This is a genomic window from Nitrosomonas ureae, from assembly GCF_900108305.1.
GTDB classification, from domain to species: Bacteria; Pseudomonadota; Gammaproteobacteria; order Burkholderiales; family Nitrosomonadaceae; genus Nitrosomonas; species Nitrosomonas ureae_B.
The window spans coordinates 25,549-46,481 of sequence record NZ_FNUX01000004.1 but is presented as its reverse complement, the minus strand read 5'-3'; the positions used below and the strand labels follow the sequence as shown (position 1 = coordinate 46,481).

Sequence of the window (20,933 nt, the reverse complement as noted above, 5' to 3'; positions counted from 1 at the left end):
AATGACTCGATCGCCTTATGAATTTCATTAAAGTTTTTTAGAACAGCGATATGTATAAAAATTCAGATGATAAAATCGATCTGGCCGGCATCCAGTGAATTGGACACGTGAAACCTCTTTGCACGCGCTTCAATTGCATCAGAACCGGCCACAAAACAGGGACGCTAAAGATAAAAATATTAAATGTAAGCCGACACTATTTGCTCATTGATTCTGTGAATTACGCAAAAGAAAATGAAGCAAATGCGAATAGTATTTCCGCCCCATTTTCTTTGCTGCCAGATCTAATAACTGGAAAAGGAAAAACAGTGATTAGTAATGTTGAAATTACATTCTTCTTTTTCTAGAATGTACTGTAAAAGCCACCAATCCCAACCCTATCAACAACATAGAATAAGTTTCCGGCTCAGGTACAGGGCTTATATGTTTCTCTGCCAATGTACTGATGTTTGTGAATATAAATGCCTGATCATTATAATCAAAATCCCCGCCACCATGAACATCTTCAAACCCCACATAAGTACCGGCGGGAATACCAAGAACCGTATCTCCGGAAAACCCGGTTGAATAAATGTGATTTACTCCATCGGCATTAGATGCGGAATTGGAATTCCAGATATCTCCGGTATCGAGAACTTTCAGCTGGAATGTAAGAATATCTCCCGCATTAACGTAACCAAGATTGACATAATCTCCCACGTTTGAAGTTTGATTGTTCAGCACTCCCATTGATGACTGTGGTGTAACTACGCCATTCACGAGTAAAGACAGCGCATTGGTATAAGCTGCAGAGCTCTCTTGAAAGTAAGCGCCAATATAACCTGTGGTTGTTGCTGTAAAAGTGTAAGAATTTTGAACGGGTGTGCCCTGATCTGCATAGGAAATCGAAGCCGCTTTTACGTGGGTTATCGAAAACAAACCAAAGCAAAGCGCCATAGAAGCCACTGTTAATCGTAAAGAATTTTTCATTACACGCTCCAGAAAATAATTATTAACAAAAACAACAGAACATTATGAAAACTCTAAATAAGCTGATTGCACTTATAACTCCACGATCCGGCGGCAATCATAGTAAGTTACCGCTCACTCCGAACCTTGTTGAGAAGCTTAGTCAGAACTTTCCTGTCTGGCGAGATACTAGACCCAATACTCAGCCTAGAATAGAGATGAATATCCTGAAAGCATACTGAAAAAAATGAGGAAATGTCCTATGAAAATCCTAAGTCGGATTGAGTTATCAATACATGTTTTATGCAGCTTTTAGTTTCTTATCAGCTGATCATTTTTCTTTCTGATCTACGAGCACTACACGCTTTTGCGTATTCAGAATGAAACGGAATATCGCGAATAATCACTCCACATTATTAAAAGTATTAATTAATTTTATTTAATACTTATCTCAAGCGAATCATAGGGAATGGTCAATTGCTTTGGATTTGATAAACACAGAAAGTAGTAGGTTTGTCACAATTGATACTAAATAATTAGTCAACTTGTCCTATAAAGTTCCTGGATCAATCAACAAATAATGCGGCGATCCAGCGGGACCCATGCTCACTTCTTAGTGTATATATTTTTTCACGATTGATCAGGTCGCCAAGAAAAATAGAAATCCTGAACTGGTAAATCCATTTACTATTATTCGATGATTAATCCGGGGCGCCTCTTTTCCTGCCCGGCCGTGCACAACAAACACATCCTCAGGGATTTTTCAATTTATTGCTGAACAAACAATAACATGAGCAGAATAACTTATTAAGAGATTGATTCTTCAGGTTGATGATTCTCAAGCTGCGCAGGATATGGAATTAATTCATCTTTGATTGAAACTATTTGGAATCCTAGGGATAAAAACGTCAAAAGAAGGAATATAAATAAATTAAGCGATTGTTTTTTCTTACGGCGGGAAAAACTTCTTATCATGAAATCCTTTTAACAACGATGATATTGCCATGGGTTAATAAAATGACTCAGCATTTCACAAAACGCGATTACCGATTACTATACTACTATACTTAATCTGCTAACGAAGAATTTGTAAGAACAGGGAAATACAAAAGGCGGGAATTCTAAAATTATTTCCTAAAACTTGCAATACCCATTTTTCTTTCCTAAACAGCTTAATTTTATATCCAAACCAATTCTGTCGGGTAATACACCGCTTATTGAGGATCAATTACCTCGCAACTTAATTCCCAATAATTTTATTTTGCGATAAAGATGTGTGCGCTCCAGCCCGGCCCGCTCAGCCACACGCGTCATATTCCCATTCTCCTGATCAATCAATCTTTCAAAGTAAGTTTTTTCGAATAAATCACGCGCTTCGCGCAATGAAAGATCAAGAGGAATTTCCGGGGCCACTGAGGCGGAAGACGATTCTGGAAATACCATTGCCTGCTGCACTGCTTCGACTGAAATTTCGTCACCGGTGGATGTTAATGCCAAAGAGTGTACCACACCCGTTAGCTGCGTAAGATTGCCCGGCCAGTCATAATTACGCAGGCAATTCAGCGCAGCGGTAGTAAACTGTAATGCCGATGAAGCTTCGCCTGATTCAACAAAGCGCGATAAAATTTGATTCGCTAATTCAGGTATATCCTCCCGATGTGCTCTCAGCGCCGGAATGCCGATACTTAAACCACTTAACACTTCATATAATCTGGGATGATAGGCGCCTTGCGCAGTCAACTCCGCAAGTGGATGCGATGTCGCACAAACCAACCGTACATTATATTTTTCCAGCTTGCTTAGTAACAGCAACAAACCTTTCTGCGCTAATTTGCTGATTTCACCTACTTCCTTGAGAAACAACAAACCATCACGCGCAGGCTCTAGCAAATCCAGCGGCGATTCTGCCAATGAAGCCAATGTCTCAGGCTCTATCCACGGCGTATTGGGGCGATGCATGAAGCGCGCACATATTTCGGCCCCCGCACCCGGCTCTCCCATCAATAGCACGGGTGCTTTCAGATTGACCACTTGTTCCAATCTTTTGCGCAGATCTGCAATCAAGCTGCCTTTGCCCAAGCTCGCCAGAGAAAGCGCTGATTGCTGCTTATTTTGCCCGCCCCGCAAAGCTTTGCTTACGGTACTCAGCAGTTTTTGCAGTGGTATCGGTTTTTCCAGATAACTAAATGCACCAATGCGCGTCGCTTCAACCGCTGTATCAATGGTGCCATGCCCTGACATCATAATCACCGGCATCGTCAACATTCCATTACTAACCCATTCTTTCAACAGCGTAATACCATCTGTATCAGGCATCCAAATATCCAGCAGCACCAAATCCGGACGCGTTTGATTCCGCCAGATACGCGCTTGCTCAGCGTTTTCTGCCAGCGCCACACGGTATCCCTCATCACGCAGAATTTCTGACAATAGTTCGCGTATACCGATTTCGTCATCAACAATGAGTATTGTATTATTTGTTATCATTTGGAATTCTCCACCACTGAAATTTAATCAGCTAGTTATGGTTAACTGTAAAATTTCATGCACATTATAGATTCGGAGTTTATTGAGTAACGAATGCCAACACATGAAATATTTTACTTGCCTTTTCTACACCTGCAGACTTGATAATTTAATTGAGTGTCAGCCTGTTATTTCCTGTAGTTTTATTTTTTTCCACCGCCGGCAGGATAATTGAGATTTGCGCGCCATGTGGCTTAATATTTTCAATGTGGATAACCCCATCATGTTCTTCAATAATTTTCTTGACGATAGGTAAACCCAAGCCTGTACCTTTTAATTTGGTCGTAACATAGGGTTCAAAAACCCGCGCTCTGATTTCTTCCGAAAAGCCGCAACCATTATCACGCACACTTAACTGCACACCGCCATGCATCGTTTCGGTTTTCACTTCTATCACGGGTTCCGGAGTATCAATTAACGCATCCTGTGCATTCTGCAATAAATTGTGCAGCACTTGGCGTAGCTGCGCAGAATCTCCTCTAACTCCCGGCAATTCTTCCGCCAATATTTGTTTGATTTGTATATGCTTACCATTTTCTACCGCCATGCTTCCAGTTTCATAGAGCGCCAGCACTTCACGAACCAGCTGATTAAAATCCAATTGCTGCAGTTCCAGTTCAGGAACACGCGCATACTGATTGAACTCATTGACCATTTTTTTCAGAGCCTCGACCTGATTCACAATGGTATCGGTAGAACGCCTTAATATTTTCGCATCCTCTTCGCTGAGCTTATTGATTAATTTATGTTGTACCCGCTCCGCAGAAAGCTGAATCGGCGTCAATGGATTTTTAATTTCGTGTGCCAAACGCCGCGCCACCTCGCCCCAGGCTACAGCGCGCTGTACCTGCAGTAAGCTGGTAATATCGTCAAAAACCACCACACCGCCGCCACCCGATATTTTAGGTAATCGCGTGCCCCGTAACAGCAGAACCTGATTGCGACCATCTTCCGAGCGTGTTAGTTGACGCTGCCAAACACTTGCCTCTTCCGAATTAAAACCTGCCCGGATTTCAGTTATCAGCATATTCAATTGCGGTTCATTGGTTACACATCCCTCGATAATTGAACCATCCAAACTGATTAAAGGTATCTGAAGTATTTGTTCTGCACTGCGGTTTGCTTTGGACAAAGCCAATTGATCGTCAAATACTAATACGCCGGATGAAAGATTCGCCAGAATACTCTCCAGATGTGCCCGGGCGCTTTCCACTTGCTGCTGATTATGCTGCGCAACTGCTTGCGCTTCTTGCAACTGCTGCGTCATCAAATTAAATGATTCTGTCAATATACCCAATTCGTCGCCACTTTGAACCAAATGACGGCGGCTGTAATCGCCCTGTGCAATAGCACGCGTCCCTTCCGCCAGCATGCCGAGCGGAGCGCTTAATTTCTCACTGAGCAATGATGCGGTTGCCAGCGCTGAAAATAAGGATAATAACAATGCCAATGTCAATGTCACACTATACAATCGAGTCAATCCATGACGTGATAATGTAAGTTCCTGGTAATCCCGGAACCCTGCCTGTACTCGCTCAGCATCTTTGGCCAACTGCACAGGAACCGGCTGCAATAACTGCAAAACCCGGATATCTTCTTTCAAGCTCAATACGTTGACAGGTACAACCACACGCAAATATAAACCTCTATCGTCTAACGATTCAACTGCGCTGTAAGCTTTCTGGATTCTTATATGACGCATTACCATCGCGTTCGGCTTTTCAGGAAATAAGGCCAGATTACTTTCGCTTGAGAATGCGATCACCTTGCCATCCTGATTGAATAAAGTGGATTCTTCCACTTGGGTTTGCAATAATAATTCGTTAAGTATCAGCAAAGGGGGATCTGAAGTTCCAGCCAGTATCAACGCCGTGGCCTGTGCTTTTTTCTGCAGCTCCTCCAACAAGTTATCCAGCATAGTCTGCCCAAGATTCAGCCCCCCCTCCAAAGCACGATCCACTTTCACATCAAACCAGGATTCAATACTTTTCTCCAGGAATTGAACTGATACGGCATACACCAAAGCTCCAGGAAGTATTGCCATCAGGGAAAAAACCAGCATTAATCGCAATGCCAGCTTGGATCCAAATACACCTGATTTAAGTCTGCGCTTGAATCGCCACAACAATATTGCGACGATTGCCATAAGGAAAAGTACAAAAGCAGCATTTATAACCAGCAGCAAGCGGTACTTATGCTCAAAAAACTCCGTATTGGCGCCTGCTGTAGCCAGGAGAAACAACATGACTGCGCCCAGCCCTGAGCCAATAATGAGCACATACTTCATTACTGGCCTTTCATCTGGAATGGCTGCTCCGGCGTAGGTAATTTCATGCTCCACTCCAATTTGTCTGAACTCAGATTCCATCGACTGGAGCCCAGAGCCTCGACCTGGAATGGCTTGGGCATACGTGTCAGATCAAGCCATATACGCAGCGACGCGATATACTCAGCATCCTGCTTTAATTCTGATTTAACTGTTAAGGGAAAATTGCGCAAACGGCCCAAAACCCCCAATGCCTCACTGAGCGTATTAAAACTCTGTGAAAATGAAGCATGATTTAAATGATACTGGCGCGTAAGCGCATAATACCTCAGTCCGACTCTGTATTTGCCGCGCACGACTTCGTCATCCAGCCAATACCAGCGCACATCAACCAGACTGTATTTGAATACGAAGTAAAGTACGATCCCTTTCTCGAGCGCCTGCTCCAAAGTCGGGTTAAGCGCGATTTCAGAATCCACGCTAATTTCATAGCCCCCGCCCGTCGCTACCAAATTGACATTTTTTATCTGGATGCCCTCCGCCTGCGCAGTATCTGCCGGAAACAGAAAAAATAGAATCAACCATAAGAAAACTGAACTGACATACGATAGCTTCGCCCGATCCATATATCGATCAGGTTTTTTGCAACAAGGTATAAAAGAAACCGTCATGTTGAGTATCAGGTAACAATTGTCCATCAATCATCGCTGCCACAGAAAGCGGTAATTGGCGTGCATCAGAATGATGTTTAAGAAATTTCTCAATCTGCATTGTATTTTCTTCTGCAAAAACTGAACAAGTCACATAGAGCAACTTACCATTCTTACGTAAAATTTTCCATAATGCGTCCAGTATTGCTTGTTGAGTTACTACAAACTTAGTCAAATCACTCTCGCGTCGAAGCCATTTAATATCAGGATGCCGGCATACCACACCCGATGCAGAACAGGGCACATCAGCCAAAATTCGATCATAGGGTTGCTTATTCCACCATGCATCAGGATTCGCCGCATTACCGCAAATTAATCGCTCCGATGTCATCCTCAAACGCTCAAGGTTTTGCTGTACTTGAATTAGCCGCTCCGGGTCATTATCCAGCACTGACAGCGATATATTCGCCAATTCCAGTAAATGCGTGCTTTTACCTCCAGGAGCAGCACAAGCATCCAACACTCGCATGCCATCATGCACGTCCAGCAGTGGCGCAGCAAGTTGCGCACCTGCGTCTTGCACCGTTACCAATCCCATTGCAAAGCCTGGCAGAGATTCCACCCTGACGGGTTGACTCAATCGAAGCGCGCCCGGCCATAACAACTCAGCCTGCATCCCATTTTCCGCCAGCAAATCACAGTACGCCTCCACACTGATCTTACGCCGGTTAACCCGTAGAGTCATCGGAGGACGCTTGTTATTCGCGCTCAGTATGGCTGCGAAATTTTTCGGATATTGCCGCCGCAGCTTATCAACCCACCACTGCGGATGCGAATAACGTCCAATCTCTTTTTCAGCAGCTTGTTTCAGCAAATTTTCCTGCTGCCGGATAAAATTGCGCAACACCGCATTGACCAATCCTTGCATCCCGCTGCCCTTCACCAAGCAGCGTGAAGCTGAAACCGCCTGATCCACCACGGTGTGCGGCAGCACCCGGCCATATTGCAATTGATATAAACTTACCAGCAGTAGGTGACACAGGCTTTTGTCGTGCAACGGCTTTTTCAGCAAGAGCTCTAAGACTGCTCCCAGTTGTCCATAAAAACGCAATACACCGTAGCTCAGATCCTGCACAGCGCCTCTCTGCTGCTTCGATAGTGATGATTCTACACGCCAAGCATCCTGCAACACCTCCGTCAGGCTTGCTCCGGCTAATACTTTACCCACTACAGAAGCCGCAACAAGTTGTGTTCTTATCATATTCTTATGAAAAATTAACCGGAGTAAAGCATTCACCTGGATGAAAATTATTGCCCGTCAGAAAATCCGCCACATTCATTTTTCTCCCTCCCGGCTTCTGTAGCATTTCCACTTGTAACCAGCCAGAACCGCATGCCACAACTATGCCTTCGCGACTTACCGCAACAATTTCACCTGGCTGCCCGGATTCACCTGCAATTATTTTTGCCTGCCAAATCTTCAAAACCATTCCCTGGAAAGATGTGTAAGCACCCGGAGCTGGATTAAATGCGCGCACCACGCGGTCTATCTGCTCGGCTGGAAGCCGCCAGTCAATTTCAGCTTCCGCCTTGGTTATTTTGGTGGCATAGCAAGCTTCCGTTTCATTCTGAGCTACTGGAACAAGCTTTCCTTGTTGTAGTTGAGCCAAGGCTTCTACAATGCTCAATGCACCTAACAAACTCAGCCGGTCATGCAGGGATTGCGTGCTATCGTCCGGCGCGATCTTCATTTCGTGCTTCAACAAGATGTTACCCGTATCCAGACCCGCGTCCATTTGCATGATTGTAATGCCGGTTTCAGCATCACCAGCCAGAAGCGCCCGTTGTATCGGCGCCGCGCCGCGCCAGCGCGGCAAAATCGAAGCGTGGATGTTCAAACAACCTTGACAAGGAATATCCAGCACTGCTTGCGGCAAAATCAATCCATATGCCGCAACTATCATCACATCCGCACGTAACGCCTCTAGTTGCGCCTGTATTTCCGGCGTTCTAAGTGTCATTGGCTGCAGTATCGCAAGATGCTGCTGCTGAGCCAACACCTTGACTGCACCTGCAACCGTTTTCATTCCTCTTCCAGCCGGGCGGTCCGGTTGGGTTAAAACCATTACAATCTGATGCCCTGCATGGATCAGTCCTTCCAGTGCAGTAGCAGCAAAAACAGGGGTTCCGGCAAAAATAATTTTCATGCTAATGCATTGATGATTCATCAGTTAAGGCAGCGGCAATTCATACCGCCAATGGAAAGAAAGCAATAATCCGCAAAATATCAGATGACTATCCTCATGCAAGCCTCCGCGCTCACATTGTACTACGCTGTTTTTTCTTTAATTTCGCCAAAGTACGCACCTGCTTGAGCCGGGACCAATATTCAATAAACACTTTTCCTGCCAAATGATCCATTTCATGCTGAATACACACAGCCAGCAATCCATCGGCATCCAAAACAAATGATTCACCTTGAGCATTCAAGGCCCGTATCGTAACCGATTCAGCTCGTTGGACTTTTCCATAAATACCTGGCACTGACAAGCAGCCTTCTTCATAATCCGAGATACCATTGCTGGCCATGATTTCCGGATTAATCAAAACCAGCAAATCATTTCGTGCTTCGGAAGTGTCAATAACGATAACACGCTCATGCACATCCACTTGTGTTGCCGCTAATCCAATCCCAGGCGCGGCATACATAGTTTCTGCCATATCATTTATCAACGTGCGGATTTTGTCAGTGACCTGTCCTACAGGTGCCGCTACAGTATGTAGCTTTTCGTCCGGATATTGTAATATTTTTAAAATAGCCATAAAAAATTATGTATATAAATAAACTCAATACCGCATTTAGACCGTATCATTAGCCAATTATTCTGATTATGACTAATAACCTGTACGGGGATCGTCCATGCGAAAGCCTATTATAGCCATGATTTTATTCCTGGGTCTGTTTTCTATTCCGCCAGTCAACGCCGATAATAATTTGTTGCGAAGCGACACTCCCCATCGCCATGTCGTTGTGCCCGGCGATACGTTATGGGGAATAGCCGCCAGATTTCTTAACGATCCCTGGCGCTGGCCTGAGATCTGGGGATTCAATCGCGACCAGGTAAAAAACCCTCACCGCATCTACCCCGGTGACATTGTCATACTGAGAAGAACACCTTATGGGTTTCGATTGAGCCTTGAGGACAATGAAGATGAGGTTAGAACCGTCAAATTATCTCCAAAAATTCGTTCGGAATTATCCGATACGGCAGCCATACCCAGTATCCCGGCTGCCGCTATCGAACCTTTTCTCAGCCAACCTTTGGTCATTGAAAGGGATGGGCTTGACAACGCGCCCTATATTCTGGGCTCCAGCGACAATCGAGTGGTTCTAAGCACAGGCAATACCGCTTATATCAGCGGACTACCAAAAGATAAAGGTTCGACATGGCAAATTTTCCGTCCTGGCAAAGCGTTAAAAGATCCCGATCAGAAAGACCAGATTATCGGTTATGAAGCAACTTACCTAGGCAACGCAAAAGCCATTGCACTAGCGAATGTCAGCACAGTAACCATCACACGGGCCACGGAAGAAATCCTGAAAGGAGATCGTCTCGTTCCTGCACCTAAAACTATATTCAATAACTACGCACCTCATGCCCCGGATTTTCCAGTCAATGGACGAATTATCTCAGTTTATGGCGGTATCACCGAAATTGGCAAAGGTGCCATCGTTACCTTGAATAAAGGTCAAATGGATGGACTTGAAATGGGTCATGTGCTTGCTATTTTCCGAAAAAGCCAAGATAAATCCCTGACAGGGGAACTGGTACAGCTACCCGATGAGAGAACGGGACTGGCATTCGTATTCCGCGTTTTTGACAAGATATCTTACGCATTGGTTGTCCAGAGTACGTATTCCATTAAAATACTGGATGCGGTCAAAACTCCTTAAAATAATAGCTGTAACTTTCATGAAATATGCATCCGATATTGAATCATGGCTAAGTCTTAATCTGATTGATGGTTTGGGCGGCGAATCTATCCGCCGGCTTCTGATTGCTTTTGGCAATCCTGCAGCGATCCTTGCGGCACACATCACAGCGCTCGAACGTATCGTAAAAAAAACAACGGCTCATCGCATCAAGCAAGGCCCTGATCGCGACAATATTATAAATGTACTAAAATGGCTGGAAGATCCCGTTAACGCGGTCATTACCTTGGCTGATTCCGATTACCCGGCACAGTTGCTCAATATTGCGGATCCACCGCCATTGCTTTATTTTAAAGGCCGGCGAGAACTCCTTCAGCAGCCTGCTCTGGCAGTTGTTGGCAGCCGCAATGCTACGCCACAAGGCCTATCCAATGCAGAAGCCTTTTCCGAGGCCGCCAGCAATGCCGGACTTTGCATTATCAGTGGCATGGCGCTTGGAATAGACACTGCCGCCCACCAGGGCGGCTTACGTGGCTCTGCCGCCAGCATAGCCATTGTAGGAACGGGATTAGATATCGTTTACCCGGCAAAAAATCATCCTTTGGCTCATAAACTCGCGAAAGAAGGTGCGCTGATTTCTGAATTTCCGTTAGGCACACCCGCCATAGGCAGGAATTTTCCACGTAGAAACCGCATCATCAGTGGCATGACCCAGGGTTGCCTGGTAGTAGAAGCTGCATTGCAAAGCGGTTCACTGATTACAGCACGCCAGGCTTTGGAACAAGGTCGCGAAGTGATGGCAATCCCAGGATCTATTCATTCACCCCTGTCAAAAGGCTGTCACGCATTAATCAAGCAGGGTGCAAAATTGGTTGAAAACACGCAAGACATTTTGGACGAATTAAGTCATCTGGCATTAATCGATACCACACCAGATAGAAAAAAAGAATCCTCCACCGGGCAATCGACAGAAAACTCTTTGTTACTCAATTACGTAGGTTATGATACGGTTAACATCGACACCCTGTGCGCACGTAGCGGCTTGACTGCTGAGGTTGTATCAGCCATGCTATTAACGCTTGAACTTGACGGTCAGATCAGCAGTCTACCAGGAGGATGGTATCAGCGAATTGATTGACATTTGATACTATAACTAAAATCGCTTATCTGTATTTATAGACACAATTATGTTCGATATACTCGTTTATTTATTTGAAAATTATTTTGATTCAGGAAGCTATCCTGACTCTGCAACGCTGACGCGCAAACTCACCATGGCAGGATTTGCCGACGAGGATATTAGCGAAACACTGAATTGGCTCTCTGAGCTTGAGCGTCATGACATTGGCAATTATCCAGCCAGCTTTGCCGAAAACAATTCCTTCCGGTGCTTTACCGAATATGAAATAGAAAAAATCGATACCGAAGGACGAGGATTTATTTTTTTTCTGGAGCAAGCCGGCATCATTAATCCGTTACAACGGGAATTATTAATTGATCGTGTGCTGATGATGAATGAGAGCTCATCCAGTCTCGAGAAAATCAAATTGATTGTTTTGACAGAATTATGGATCCAGAATCAGCTTACTGACGATACCGTATTGGAAAAACTGCTGATTGTCAGTGACTCTCATTATCGTCATTAAGACTGAATCGCGTCCTTCGCTCACACCGATTAACCGCTTGAATGAATGCAGTCAATGCACTCGCCGCCACCCTACTTAACAGTTAAAACCATCATGCGCGATAATACAGAGCCAGCAAATTATCTTTCCCGGAAAGCTCATGGGTAAATCTCTGATCATTGCTGAGAAGCCTTCAGTAGCAGCAGATATCGCACGAGCGCTGGGTAATTTCACCAAAAACACTGATTTTTTCGAGAATGATCAATACGTCATATCTTCGGCAGTAGGCCATTTACTCGAGCTAGTCATCCCGGAAGAATACGAAGTAAAACGTGGCAAGTGGAGTTTCACAAACTTACCCGTGATTCCTCCGCATTTTGATTTGAATCCGATAGAGAAAACTTCCTCGCGCCTGAAGCTGCTGAGCAAACTCATCAAACGCAAGGACGTCGATTTATTGATAAACGCCTGCGATGCCGGACGCGAAGGCGAGTTGATTTTTTATTATATTCTGCGCCATGTCGGCACCAGCAAACCGGTAAAACGTCTTTGGCTGCAATCCATGACACCCGACGCGATCCGTGAAGGATTTACCCGATTAATGGACAGCTCGGAAGTAAAGTCCCTCGCAGAAGCCGCTGTCAGCCGATCAGAATCAGACTGGCTGGTTGGGATTAATGGCACGCGTGCCATGACTGCATTCAACTCCCAGGAAGGAGGATTTCATAAAACCACAGTTGGGCGGGTACAAACCCCTACTTTGGCAATTCTTGTTGAACGTGAAGAAAAAATCAAAAAATTCCGTCCACAGGATTACTGGGAAATTCATGCTACCTTTACAGCCAGTAGCGGCAATTATACCGGCAAATGGTTTGATGAGAAATTCACCAAGGATAAAATCAATCAGGAATCCAGGTCAGAACGGCTTTGGGAACAGAAAAAGGCTGAAATTATCCGTGATAAATGCCAGGGAAAATCCGGTCACGCCAATGAGGAAAGCAAACCCAGCAAGGAAATCTGTCCATTATTGTACGATCTGACCAGCCTGCAACGCGACGCCAACAGCCGCTTTGGTTTTTCAGCCAAAACGACACTCGGCCTGGCGCAAGCACTGTATGAAAAACACAAGGTGCTGACTTATCCGCGAACCGATTCACGCGCTCTACCGGAAGACTATATCGGCACCGTTAAAGATACCGTGCAGAACCTGCAAAACACCGGTTACGGTAAATTCTGCCAACAGATTCTGGCATCAAACTGGGTTGTGCCCAATAAGCGTATTTTCAACAACGCCAAAATCTCAGATCACTTCGCCATTATCCCGACTTCATTAAATCCAACAAAATTAAACGAGGCGGAGGCCAAGCTTTACGATCTGGTTACCAAACGTTTCCTGGCCATCTTTTTTCCAGCGGCGGAATTTCTGGTCACCACCCGTATCACCCGGATTGAAAACGAGCCTTTTAAAACCGAAGGCAAAGTCATGGTCAATCCCGGCTGGCGAGCAGTCTATGGAAAATCGGCGCAGCCGGACGATGCGGAAGATGACCGCACGCTCGTAGCCATTATTCCCGGTGAATCCGTCATCACGGAAGCCATCGACATCATCGCAAATCAAACTCGCCCCCCTGCGAGATTTAATGAAGCAACCTTGCTTTCCGCAATGGAAAGCGCCGGCAAGCTCGTGGAAGATGAAGAGCTGCGTGCTGCAATGAACGCAAAAGGCTTAGGCACACCGGCTACCCGCGCTGCGATTATTGAAGGTCTGGTTTTTGAAAATTATATCCAGCGTATTGGCCGCGAATTGCACCCAACGGCAAAGGCTTTCTCATTAATTACGCTATTGCGCGGCCTTAAGATTCCCGAGCTTATCTCACCCGAATTGACGGGCAATTGGGAGTTTCAGTTACGCCAGATTGAACAGGGCAATCTGAAACGCGCTGCATTCATGGAGAAAATTGCCGAGATGACACGTCACATGGTAGAGCAAGCCAAGACGCATCGCGGCGAAACCATTGCGGGGGATTTTGCCGTTTTGAAGTCTCCTTGCCCGAAGTGTGGCGGCATCGTGCATGAAACCTATAAAAAATTTCAATGCCAGAAGTGTGATTTTGCGCTGTGGAAAATTCTGGCCGGGCGCCAATTTGAAGTTGAAGAAATGGAAACATTGATCACCCGGCACGAAGTCGGTCCGCTACAAGGCTTCCGAAGCAGAATGGGACAATCCTTTAATGCCATCATCAGACTTACCGACACTCTGGAAATGAAATTTGATTTCGGCAACAATGATGAAAATCAGGAGGAAATCGATTTCAGCGAGCAGCTTCCACTAGGTAAATGCCCCAAGTGCAATCATGCCGTTTATGAACACGGCATGCAGTATGTTTGCGAGAAATCTGTCGGGGCTGCCCGTACCTGTGATTTTAAAACAGGGAAAATCATTCTTACACGTCCAATTGATCGTGCACAAATCACCAAATTGCTGGAAACTGGAAAAACCGATTTATTAACAAAATTCATTTCCAAAAAAGGAAGACCTTTTTCGGCTTACCTGGTTAGAAATTCAGATGGAAAAATAGGTTTTGAGTTTGAACAAAAAGCTGCTAAAAAAACAACTGAAACAAAATCCAAAACAAAACAATCAAAAACCCAATCGACTGGTGATATCGCCTCCTGACCCTCTTAAGACAATATATCCTTTATCCTTTTCACCATCACAAATTGATGACCGGTCACGAAGAATCCGGGCATGAAACATTGCCCGGATTCTTCGGCATGATTTATAAATAAAAATTGAGGATATATTTGCCCACCCCGCTGGTAGCCATAATTATCATAATGAGCCCTCCTATCATGGCAGTTCCTTCAATAAGGATGGATATAAATGCCCGCGATGTACTCTCAAATTCCTCTTCACCCAAAGTATTTTTCCGCCTCTCCCTGCGATCCTTCACCCACAACTGCAACCAGATGGCAACAGGAATCGCCAGTAAAGAGAACATTAAAACAATTTCTGTGTCTTCCATTTCCATTTATAAAACCTCTTTGTTATTGATAATAGTACGATAAATTTATCTTGTAGATGCTCGCAATAAACTGCGATATCCGATAACATCATTTCAAAACCAAACGTTTTACGTTAGCTGATTGCTTTTGGTTCAAAATTTACTGCGATAGATTACCTTAAACAAGATAGCATGATAAAGATTTTTCCAAAGGAGATAAATCATCGGCTCGGGTAATACGAGCAAATTCAGCCTGCCTGCCCGATCAATAAAATTACGCTCCGAATGTTCTTATGAGATATCATTCTTCATTTTAATTGCATATACCAACCATGAAGTGGCTTGATCTACCATTTGCCAGGAAAGCTCAAGGCACAATACGATTACCTGGATCAAAAAGCATTTCCAACCGGATTCTCCTACTTGCCGCACTCGCGCAAGGCGACACACAGATTCACGATTTACTGGCTTCCGACGATACGGCGCATATGCTGGATGCACTGACCCAATTGGGTGTCAATGTTACTCAAACCGGGAAAAACAATTATCGTATTTGCGGCATCAATGGAATATTCCCGGTTACCGATGCCGATTTATTTCTCGGCAATGCCGGTACCGCCTTTAGACCATTGGTTGCGGTATTATCCTTAATGCAGGGACATTATCGGCTATCGGGCGTGCCACGAATGCACGAGCGACCCATCGCGGACCTGGTTGATGCATTGCGGCAATTAGGTGCGAATATCACTTACCTGGGTAATCCCGGTTTTCCACCACTGGAAATAAAACCATTTACCCCGCATATCGTTGGCAATACGCATACCGTTACGGTAAAAGGCGATGTATCCAGCCAATTTCTCACGGGATTGTTGATGGCATTGCCTCTGAGCGGAAAGAAATCCCTCATCGAAGTAACGAGCACCTTAATCTCCCAACCTTATATCGAATTAACGCTTGCGCAAATGCAGCATTTTGGCATACGGGTGGAACATACCGGTTGGCGGCAATTTGTGATCCCGGCTCAACAGAAGTATCGCAGCCCAGGACATCTATCCGTCGAAGGCGACGCCTCGTCGGCTTCATATTTTCTCGCGGCCGGCGCCATCGGTAATGGGCCGGTGAGGGTGGAAGGCGTCGGCTGTAACAGTGTGCAAGGCGATGTTCGCTTTGCTGCAGCGCTCGAGCAAATGGGAGCCAAAATATCCATGGGAGAAAACTGGATTGAAGCCAGTAGTCCGAATAGCGGTAACAGCGGAAAATTTCTACGCGCCATCGATCTGGATTGCAATCATATTCCCGATGCAGCGATGACGCTTGCCGTTATCGCGTTATTCGCGGAAGGCGCTACAATGCTGCGTAACATTGCCAGCTGGCGCTTAAAAGAAACAGACCGCCTGACAGCAATGTCCACTGAATTGAGGAAATTGGGCGCAATGGTTGAAGAGGGCGAGGATTACTTGCGCATTACTCCTCCAATCCATGGCTTGACTCCGCACGCGGCGATTGATACCTACGATGATCACCGTATGGCTATGTGCTTCTCGCTGGCCTGCTTGGGGGCGCCCGTGCGCATCAACGATCCTGATTGCGTGGCCAAAACATTCCCCGATTATTTTGAAAAACTGTCGCAAATCGTTCATTTTGAAATCAAATAACTTCACTGAACCGTTTATGCAAATCACTAATATCCTTAATGAAAACCGAAAAAATACCTGTTATCACCATTGATGGCCCGTCAGCATCGGGAAAAGGCACCGTTGCTCAATTAGTAGCTCAAAAAATTGGATTTCATTACCTGGATAGCGGCGCGCTTTATCGCCTGGTTGCTTTGAAAACACTGCAATCGCACACCGATATCCACGATGCTGATCAGATTGCCCAAATCGCCAAACGCCTGGACATCGTATTCAAAAATGAACAGATCTATCTTGATGACGCCATCGTCACAGAAGATATCCGCGCAGAACAGTGCGGTTTGCTCGCTTCCCAATTAGCGGCATATTCCCAAGTCCGGGCGACGCTCACAGAGCGTCAACGCGCATTTCGCCAACCTCCGGGACTGGTTACCGACGGGCGCGACATGGGGTCAGTTATCTTTCCCGACGCCACGCTAAAAATATTTTTAACGGCCAGCGCCGAAATACGCGCACATCGACGATATAACCAGTTGAAAGAGAAAGGAATAAGTGCTAACATGGCAGACCTTTTGCATGATATCAAGAAACGGGATGAACGTGATAGCACTCGTAGCATCGCCCCGCTTGGGCAGAGTGTAGACGCACGATTACTGGATACTTCGGCATTGACCATATCTCAGGCACAAGACATCGTGCTCTCTTGGTATAATGAAACCGTGCATCAAACCAGCGTTTGAATATGGATAAATTTCTTCTCAACGCCTATAAGCGAAAATAGGAAAAGATCTATTATTCGAACATTTTATTAACTAACCAGTCCATTGGCCATCCAGTCCGTTGGATTATCAATCAGGTTTTTTTTATAATGACTAATGCTTCCACTGCAACTCAACAATCCCCCGAAAGTTTCGCCGCACTCTTTGAAGAAAGCCTCTCACGGCAGGAAATGCGTATTGGTGAAGTCATCACCGCCGAGGTCGTCCGCGTTGATTACAATATTGTAATCGTTAATGCCGGACTTAAATCCGAAAGCTTTATTCCTGTTGAAGAATTTAAAAATGACCGGGGTGAGATTGAAGTTAAACCGGGCGATTTTATCAGCGTTGCCATCGAATCCCTTGAAGATGGCTATGGCGAAACCCGCCTTTCCCGTGACAAGGCCAAGCGCCTGACCGCCTGGCATGACTTGGAACAAGCCATGGAAAGCGGAAAGATTGTAACGGGCATGGTCAACGGCAAGGTTAAGGGTGGTCTGACCGCAATGATTAATGGCATACGGGCGTTTTTGCCTGGTTCCCTGGTTGACATTCGTCCTGTTAAAGACACCACGCCTTATGAAAATAAGGAAATGGAATTCAAGGTCATCAAGCTGGACCGGAAACGCAATAACGTGGTTGTTTCGCGCCGCGCTGTACTGGAAGCGACACAAGGCGCGGATCGGGAAACCTTGTTATCCAACCTGCAGGAAGGCGCAGTGGTTCAGGGTATCGTGAAAAATATCACGGACTATGGCGCATTTGTTGATCTGGGCGGCATTGACGGCTTGTTGCATATTACCGACCTGGCATGGCGCCGGGTTAAACATCCTTCCGAAGTCGTCAATATCGGCGATGAAGTTACCGCCAAAGTGCTCAAGTTCGACCAGGAAAAAAATCGTGTTTCACTGGGGATGAAGCAGCTGAACGAAGATCCTTGGGTAGGTTTGTCGCGCCGTTATCCGGCACGCACCCGCTTGTTCGGCAAAGTGACCAACCTGACTGACTACGGCGCTTTTATCGAGATCGAACAAGGTATCGAAGGATTGGTGCATGTTTCAGAAATGGATTGGACCAACAAAAATGTTTATCCTTCCAAGATCGTGCAACTGGGCGATGAAGTTGAAGTCATGATCCTCGAAATCGACGAAGAACGCCGCCGTATCTCACTGGGCATGAAGCAATGCCAGGCTAACCCCTGGGAAGAATTCGCCGCCACGCATGATAAGAATGCCAAGGTTCGCGGCCAAATCAAATCCATCACCGACTTCGGCGTATTTATCGGACTGCCTGGAAATATCGATGGCCTGGTCCATTTATCTGATTTATCCTGGAATCAGCCGGGTGAAGAGGCCGTGCTCAATTATAAAAAAGGCGATGAAATCGAAGCCCTGATTTTATCCATCGATGTCGAGCGCGAGCGCATTTCATTGGGCATCAAGCAAATGGAAGGCGATCCTTTCACCAGCTTCGTTGCCGAGAACGATAAAAACAGCATCGTTACGGGTACGGTAAAATCAATTGATCCCAAAGGCGCTGTCATCGCGCTCGCTGATGATATCGAGGGGTATTTGCGCGCATCCGAAGTCTCGCGTGACCGGGTTGAAGACATTCGCACTTTCCTGAAAGAAGGCGATACGGTCGAAACCATGATCATCAATGTGGATCGCAAAAACCGCACCATTAATCTTTCGATTAAGGCAAAAGATAAATCGGATGAGTCAAGCGCCATGCAAAAAATCAAAGCTCCGGCCAATGCAGGAACAACCAGTCTGGGCGCTTTACTGAAAGCAAAAATGGATAGTAAAAACACTGAGCAATAAGGATATTTCATGACGAAATCTGAATTAATTACCCGGCTTGCAGCACGCTTTCCCCAGCTGGTTGCAAAAGATGCCGAGCTGTCAGTCAAAACGATCATTGATGCCATGGCTAAAAGCCTGGCCAGTGGTCAACGCATAGAAATACGCGGTTTTGGCAGTTTCGATTTGAACTACAGGCCGCCACGCATCGGGCGCAATCCCAAGTCTGGCGAAAAAGTCAAAGTTCCGGAGAAATATGTGCCACACTTCAAGGCGGGTAAAGAAATGCGTGAACGGGTGGACTATACGGATAAGAAATAGTTTTTATCAAACGAAATGAGTATCCTGCGTGGCATGTGACGAAATGCCGCGCAGGATACCATCAAATGCTTAATGCTATCCTGCATCATTGCATCAATCTTTGGCTTAGGTCATAACATATTAAGGAAACGCTGATTAATTCGGCGAACGAGATGAAGCACGAGACGCTCGGAACGCAACAACTGAGACATATCAACAAGATAGGCGAAGGCGTGAGTACCGCGCAACGAAATGATTCGCCCGTGCAGTCAATTAATCAGCGTTTCCTTAAGTACCCGGCTTGTTTTGAGCTTATAATTTATTCACTTCTCTAATAACCTGTACGGACTCTACTCATTATGATGAATCTAGTTGCCTGGCTTTTTCGTATTGTAGTCTTTGCAATACTCGCGGTATTTGCATCCAAAAATTCGCAGCCCGTTATGCTCCAGTACACCATGGAACAGTCCATAGAACTGCCCCTCAGTGTCGTACTTTTGATATTCTTTGCACTGGGCGCTCTTATTGCCATGATTTCCGCCCGCTGCCGGTGTAACTCGAACGATTAAACATCGCTTAGCTTCATGCATGAACCCCGCATTATTGTGGCGCTGGATTTCCCGGATGGTAAAAGCGCCTTACAGTTAGCGCATCAGCTTGATCCTCAACTATGCCGGTTGAAAGTCGGAAAGGAATTATTCACCGCGACCGGCCCGCAACTCCTCGAGCAGTTCATGACCAGGGGATTCGATGTATTTCTTGATCTTAAATTCCACGATATTCCCCATACGGTTGCCAGGGCTTGCCAGGCCGCCGCTGATTTAGGCGTGTGGATGGTGAATGTGCACGCACTGGGAGGCCGCAAGATGCTGCAAGCTGCGCGGGAGGCGATAACTCCGGGCACAACCAAACTGATCGCGGTCACGTTGCTGACCAGCATGGATCAAAACGATCTTGCCGATATTGGCCTGGCCGGTCAACCTGAGCAGATCGTCGACCGCCTGGCGCGGCTCGCTGATGAATGCGGGCTGGATGGCGTTGTTTGCTCCGCACTGGAAGCCGCCCATCTGCGGCAGCAATTAGGTGAGCGCTTTTGCCTGGTAACGCCGGGCATCCGCCCGCACGGCGATAGTGCGGATGATCAGCGGAGAATCACGACGCCACAGCAGGCCATCCGCAACGGCGCCGATTATCTGGTGATTGGCCGGCCAATCACTCAGGCCGGTAATCCGCTTCTGGCTTGCCAGCAACTTCATGCGGAAATCAGCGCAGTGTCAACATCCGCTACAAAGCACTGATTCTTTTATCCGCAAACACTATACCATCGCGGTAATTCCATTCACCCATACCACGCAATTTTCCATTCTGATCATGTGGTTCAATCGCTATTGAAGCGATAGCTTTTCCTGACATTTTCCCGAAGACTGCAAATAAAAAAGCCACCCTGAAACAGGGTGGCTTTTTAGTTTTGTTACTGGTTTTGTT

At 46.0% G+C, this 20,933-nt stretch carries 19 protein-coding genes; 10 read left to right on the top strand and 9 right to left on the bottom strand.

What is annotated here, in order from left to right; translation table 11 throughout:
- Positions 1 to 327: 327 nt before the first annotated feature.
- From C4S39_RS03725 to def, 7 genes are all read right to left on the bottom strand, one after another.
- A complete protein-coding gene (locus C4S39_RS03725; protein WP_103965709.1) occupies positions 328 to 969 on the bottom strand; it encodes a DUF4114 domain-containing protein in 642 nt (213 codons plus the stop codon).
- A 1,203-nt stretch (positions 970 to 2,172) separates the two neighbouring features.
- A complete protein-coding gene (locus C4S39_RS03720) occupies positions 2,173 to 3,435 on the bottom strand; it encodes a sigma-54-dependent transcriptional regulator (protein ID WP_103965708.1) in 1,263 nt (420 codons plus the stop codon).
- A gap of 148 nt (positions 3,436 to 3,583) precedes the next feature.
- Entirely contained in the window at positions 3,584 to 5,761 is a 2,178-nt protein-coding gene (locus C4S39_RS03715; RefSeq protein WP_103965707.1) for an ATP-binding protein, read from the bottom strand.
- Positions 5,761 to 6,366, bottom strand: a complete 606-nt coding sequence (locus C4S39_RS03710; protein ID WP_258039268.1) for a DUF4390 domain-containing protein — start codon at positions 6,364 to 6,366, stop codon at positions 5,761 to 5,763. Before C4S39_RS03710 ends, C4S39_RS03715 begins: the two co-directional genes overlap by 1 nt.
- A 7-nt stretch (positions 6,367 to 6,373) precedes the next feature.
- Positions 6,374 to 7,651 carry a 16S rRNA (cytosine(967)-C(5))-methyltransferase RsmB gene (gene rsmB, locus C4S39_RS03705; RefSeq protein WP_103965705.1) on the bottom strand — a complete coding sequence of 426 codons (1,278 nt, stop codon included), beginning with the start codon at positions 7,649 to 7,651 and terminating at the stop codon, positions 6,374 to 6,376.
- Between the two features lie 4 nt (positions 7,652 to 7,655).
- A complete protein-coding gene (gene fmt, locus C4S39_RS03700) occupies positions 7,656 to 8,597 on the bottom strand; it encodes a methionyl-tRNA formyltransferase (RefSeq protein ID WP_103965704.1) in 942 nt (313 codons plus the stop codon).
- A 112-nt stretch (positions 8,598 to 8,709) separates the two neighbouring features.
- Positions 8,710 to 9,213, bottom strand: coding sequence for a peptide deformylase (gene def / locus C4S39_RS03695; protein ID WP_103965703.1), 504 nt, complete (start codon positions 9,211 to 9,213; stop codon positions 8,710 to 8,712).
- 97 nt (positions 9,214 to 9,310) lie between these two features.
- Here def and C4S39_RS03690 point away from each other — a divergent pair, with 97 nt between their 5' ends.
- The 4 genes from C4S39_RS03690 (at position 9,311) to C4S39_RS03675 (ending at position 14,626) form a co-directional block, all read left to right on the top strand.
- Positions 9,311 to 10,345 (top strand): LysM peptidoglycan-binding domain-containing protein, encoded by a 1,035-nt coding sequence (locus C4S39_RS03690; protein ID WP_103965702.1) that lies wholly within the window; start codon positions 9,311 to 9,313, stop codon positions 10,343 to 10,345.
- A 19-nt stretch (positions 10,346 to 10,364) separates the two neighbouring features.
- Positions 10,365 to 11,462, top strand: a complete 1,098-nt coding sequence (gene dprA, locus C4S39_RS03685; protein ID WP_103965701.1) for a DNA-processing protein DprA — start codon at positions 10,365 to 10,367, stop codon at positions 11,460 to 11,462.
- Between the two features lie 49 nt (positions 11,463 to 11,511).
- Positions 11,512 to 11,970, top strand: a complete 459-nt coding sequence (locus tag C4S39_RS03680) for a DUF494 domain-containing protein (protein WP_013648722.1) — start codon at positions 11,512 to 11,514, stop codon at positions 11,968 to 11,970.
- A 139-nt stretch (positions 11,971 to 12,109) separates the two neighbouring features.
- On the top strand, positions 12,110 to 14,626 hold the full coding sequence (locus C4S39_RS03675) for a DNA topoisomerase III (protein ID WP_103965700.1): 2,517 nt from the start codon (positions 12,110 to 12,112) through the stop codon (positions 14,624 to 14,626).
- 103 nt (positions 14,627 to 14,729) lie between these two features.
- Here the strand turns inward: C4S39_RS03675 and C4S39_RS03670 are convergent, their stop codons facing one another.
- On the bottom strand, positions 14,730 to 14,981 hold the full coding sequence (locus C4S39_RS03670) for a hypothetical protein (protein ID WP_258039267.1): 252 nt from the start codon (positions 14,979 to 14,981) through the stop codon (positions 14,730 to 14,732).
- Positions 14,982 to 15,286: 305 nt separating this feature from the next.
- On the opposite strand from C4S39_RS03670, the gene aroA reads away from it, so the two are divergent.
- From aroA to pyrF, 6 genes are all read left to right on the top strand, one after another.
- Positions 15,287 to 16,609: a 3-phosphoshikimate 1-carboxyvinyltransferase gene (gene aroA / locus C4S39_RS15445; protein WP_103965699.1), complete on the top strand. Its 1,323-nt coding sequence runs from the start codon at positions 15,287 to 15,289 to the stop codon at positions 16,607 to 16,609.
- Positions 16,610 to 16,647: 38 nt separating this feature from the next.
- Entirely contained in the window at positions 16,648 to 17,328 is a 681-nt protein-coding gene (cmk, locus tag C4S39_RS15440; protein WP_103965698.1) for a (d)CMP kinase, read from the top strand.
- 128 nt (positions 17,329 to 17,456) lie between these two features.
- Entirely contained in the window at positions 17,457 to 19,169 is a 1,713-nt protein-coding gene (gene rpsA / locus C4S39_RS03655) for a 30S ribosomal protein S1 (RefSeq protein ID WP_103965697.1), read from the top strand.
- Between the two features lie 9 nt (positions 19,170 to 19,178).
- On the top strand, positions 19,179 to 19,469 hold the full coding sequence (locus C4S39_RS03650; RefSeq protein WP_103965696.1) for an integration host factor subunit beta: 291 nt from the start codon (positions 19,179 to 19,181) through the stop codon (positions 19,467 to 19,469).
- A gap of 338 nt (positions 19,470 to 19,807) precedes the next feature.
- Positions 19,808 to 20,017, top strand: a complete 210-nt coding sequence (locus C4S39_RS03645; RefSeq protein ID WP_103965695.1) for a LapA family protein — start codon at positions 19,808 to 19,810, stop codon at positions 20,015 to 20,017.
- A gap of 15 nt (positions 20,018 to 20,032) precedes the next feature.
- Positions 20,033 to 20,746: an orotidine-5'-phosphate decarboxylase gene (pyrF, locus tag C4S39_RS03640; protein ID WP_103965694.1), complete on the top strand. Its 714-nt coding sequence runs from the start codon at positions 20,033 to 20,035 to the stop codon at positions 20,744 to 20,746.
- On the opposite strand, the gene C4S39_RS15685 is transcribed toward pyrF, so the two are convergent.
- Positions 20,733 to 20,861, bottom strand: coding sequence for a hypothetical protein (locus C4S39_RS15685; protein ID WP_258039266.1), 129 nt, complete (start codon positions 20,859 to 20,861; stop codon positions 20,733 to 20,735). The two genes, pyrF and C4S39_RS15685, sit on opposite strands and share 14 nt — an antisense overlap.
- Positions 20,862 to 20,933: the final 72 nt, after the last annotated feature.

Excerpts from the sequence above, each read along its gene's own strand:
- C4S39_RS03725 (WP_103965709.1), bottom strand. The coding sequence starts at position 969 with ATGAAAAATTCTTTACGATTAACAGTGGCTTCTATGGCGCTTTGCTTT.
- C4S39_RS03720 (WP_103965708.1), bottom strand. The coding sequence starts at position 3,435 with ATGATAACAAATAATACAATACTCATTGTTGATGACGAAATCGGTATA.
- C4S39_RS03715 (WP_103965707.1), bottom strand. The coding sequence starts at position 5,761 with ATGAAGTATGTGCTCATTATTGGCTCAGGGCTGGGCGCAGTCATGTTG.
- C4S39_RS03710 (WP_258039268.1), bottom strand. The coding sequence starts at position 6,366 with ATGGATCGGGCGAAGCTATCGTATGTCAGTTCAGTTTTCTTATGGTTG.
- rsmB (WP_103965705.1), bottom strand. The coding sequence starts at position 7,651 with ATGATAAGAACACAACTTGTTGCGGCTTCTGTAGTGGGTAAAGTATTA.
- fmt (WP_103965704.1), bottom strand. The coding sequence starts at position 8,597 with ATGAAAATTATTTTTGCCGGAACCCCTGTTTTTGCTGCTACTGCACTG.
- def (WP_103965703.1), bottom strand. The coding sequence starts at position 9,213 with ATGGCTATTTTAAAAATATTACAATATCCGGACGAAAAGCTACATACT.
- C4S39_RS03690 (WP_103965702.1), top strand. The coding sequence starts at position 9,311 with ATGCGAAAGCCTATTATAGCCATGATTTTATTCCTGGGTCTGTTTTCT.
- dprA (WP_103965701.1), top strand. The coding sequence starts at position 10,365 with ATGAAATATGCATCCGATATTGAATCATGGCTAAGTCTTAATCTGATT.
- C4S39_RS03680 (WP_013648722.1), top strand. The coding sequence starts at position 11,512 with ATGTTCGATATACTCGTTTATTTATTTGAAAATTATTTTGATTCAGGA.
- C4S39_RS03675 (WP_103965700.1), top strand. The coding sequence starts at position 12,110 with ATGGGTAAATCTCTGATCATTGCTGAGAAGCCTTCAGTAGCAGCAGAT.
- C4S39_RS03670 (WP_258039267.1), bottom strand. The coding sequence starts at position 14,981 with ATGGAAATGGAAGACACAGAAATTGTTTTAATGTTCTCTTTACTGGCG.
- aroA (WP_103965699.1), top strand. The coding sequence starts at position 15,287 with ATGAAGTGGCTTGATCTACCATTTGCCAGGAAAGCTCAAGGCACAATA.
- cmk (WP_103965698.1), top strand. The coding sequence starts at position 16,648 with ATGAAAACCGAAAAAATACCTGTTATCACCATTGATGGCCCGTCAGCA.
- rpsA (WP_103965697.1), top strand. The coding sequence starts at position 17,457 with ATGACTAATGCTTCCACTGCAACTCAACAATCCCCCGAAAGTTTCGCC.
- C4S39_RS03650 (WP_103965696.1), top strand. The coding sequence starts at position 19,179 with ATGACGAAATCTGAATTAATTACCCGGCTTGCAGCACGCTTTCCCCAG.
- C4S39_RS03645 (WP_103965695.1), top strand. The coding sequence starts at position 19,808 with ATGATGAATCTAGTTGCCTGGCTTTTTCGTATTGTAGTCTTTGCAATA.
- pyrF (WP_103965694.1), top strand. The coding sequence starts at position 20,033 with ATGCATGAACCCCGCATTATTGTGGCGCTGGATTTCCCGGATGGTAAA.
- C4S39_RS15685 (WP_258039266.1), bottom strand. The coding sequence starts at position 20,861 with ATGTCAGGAAAAGCTATCGCTTCAATAGCGATTGAACCACATGATCAG.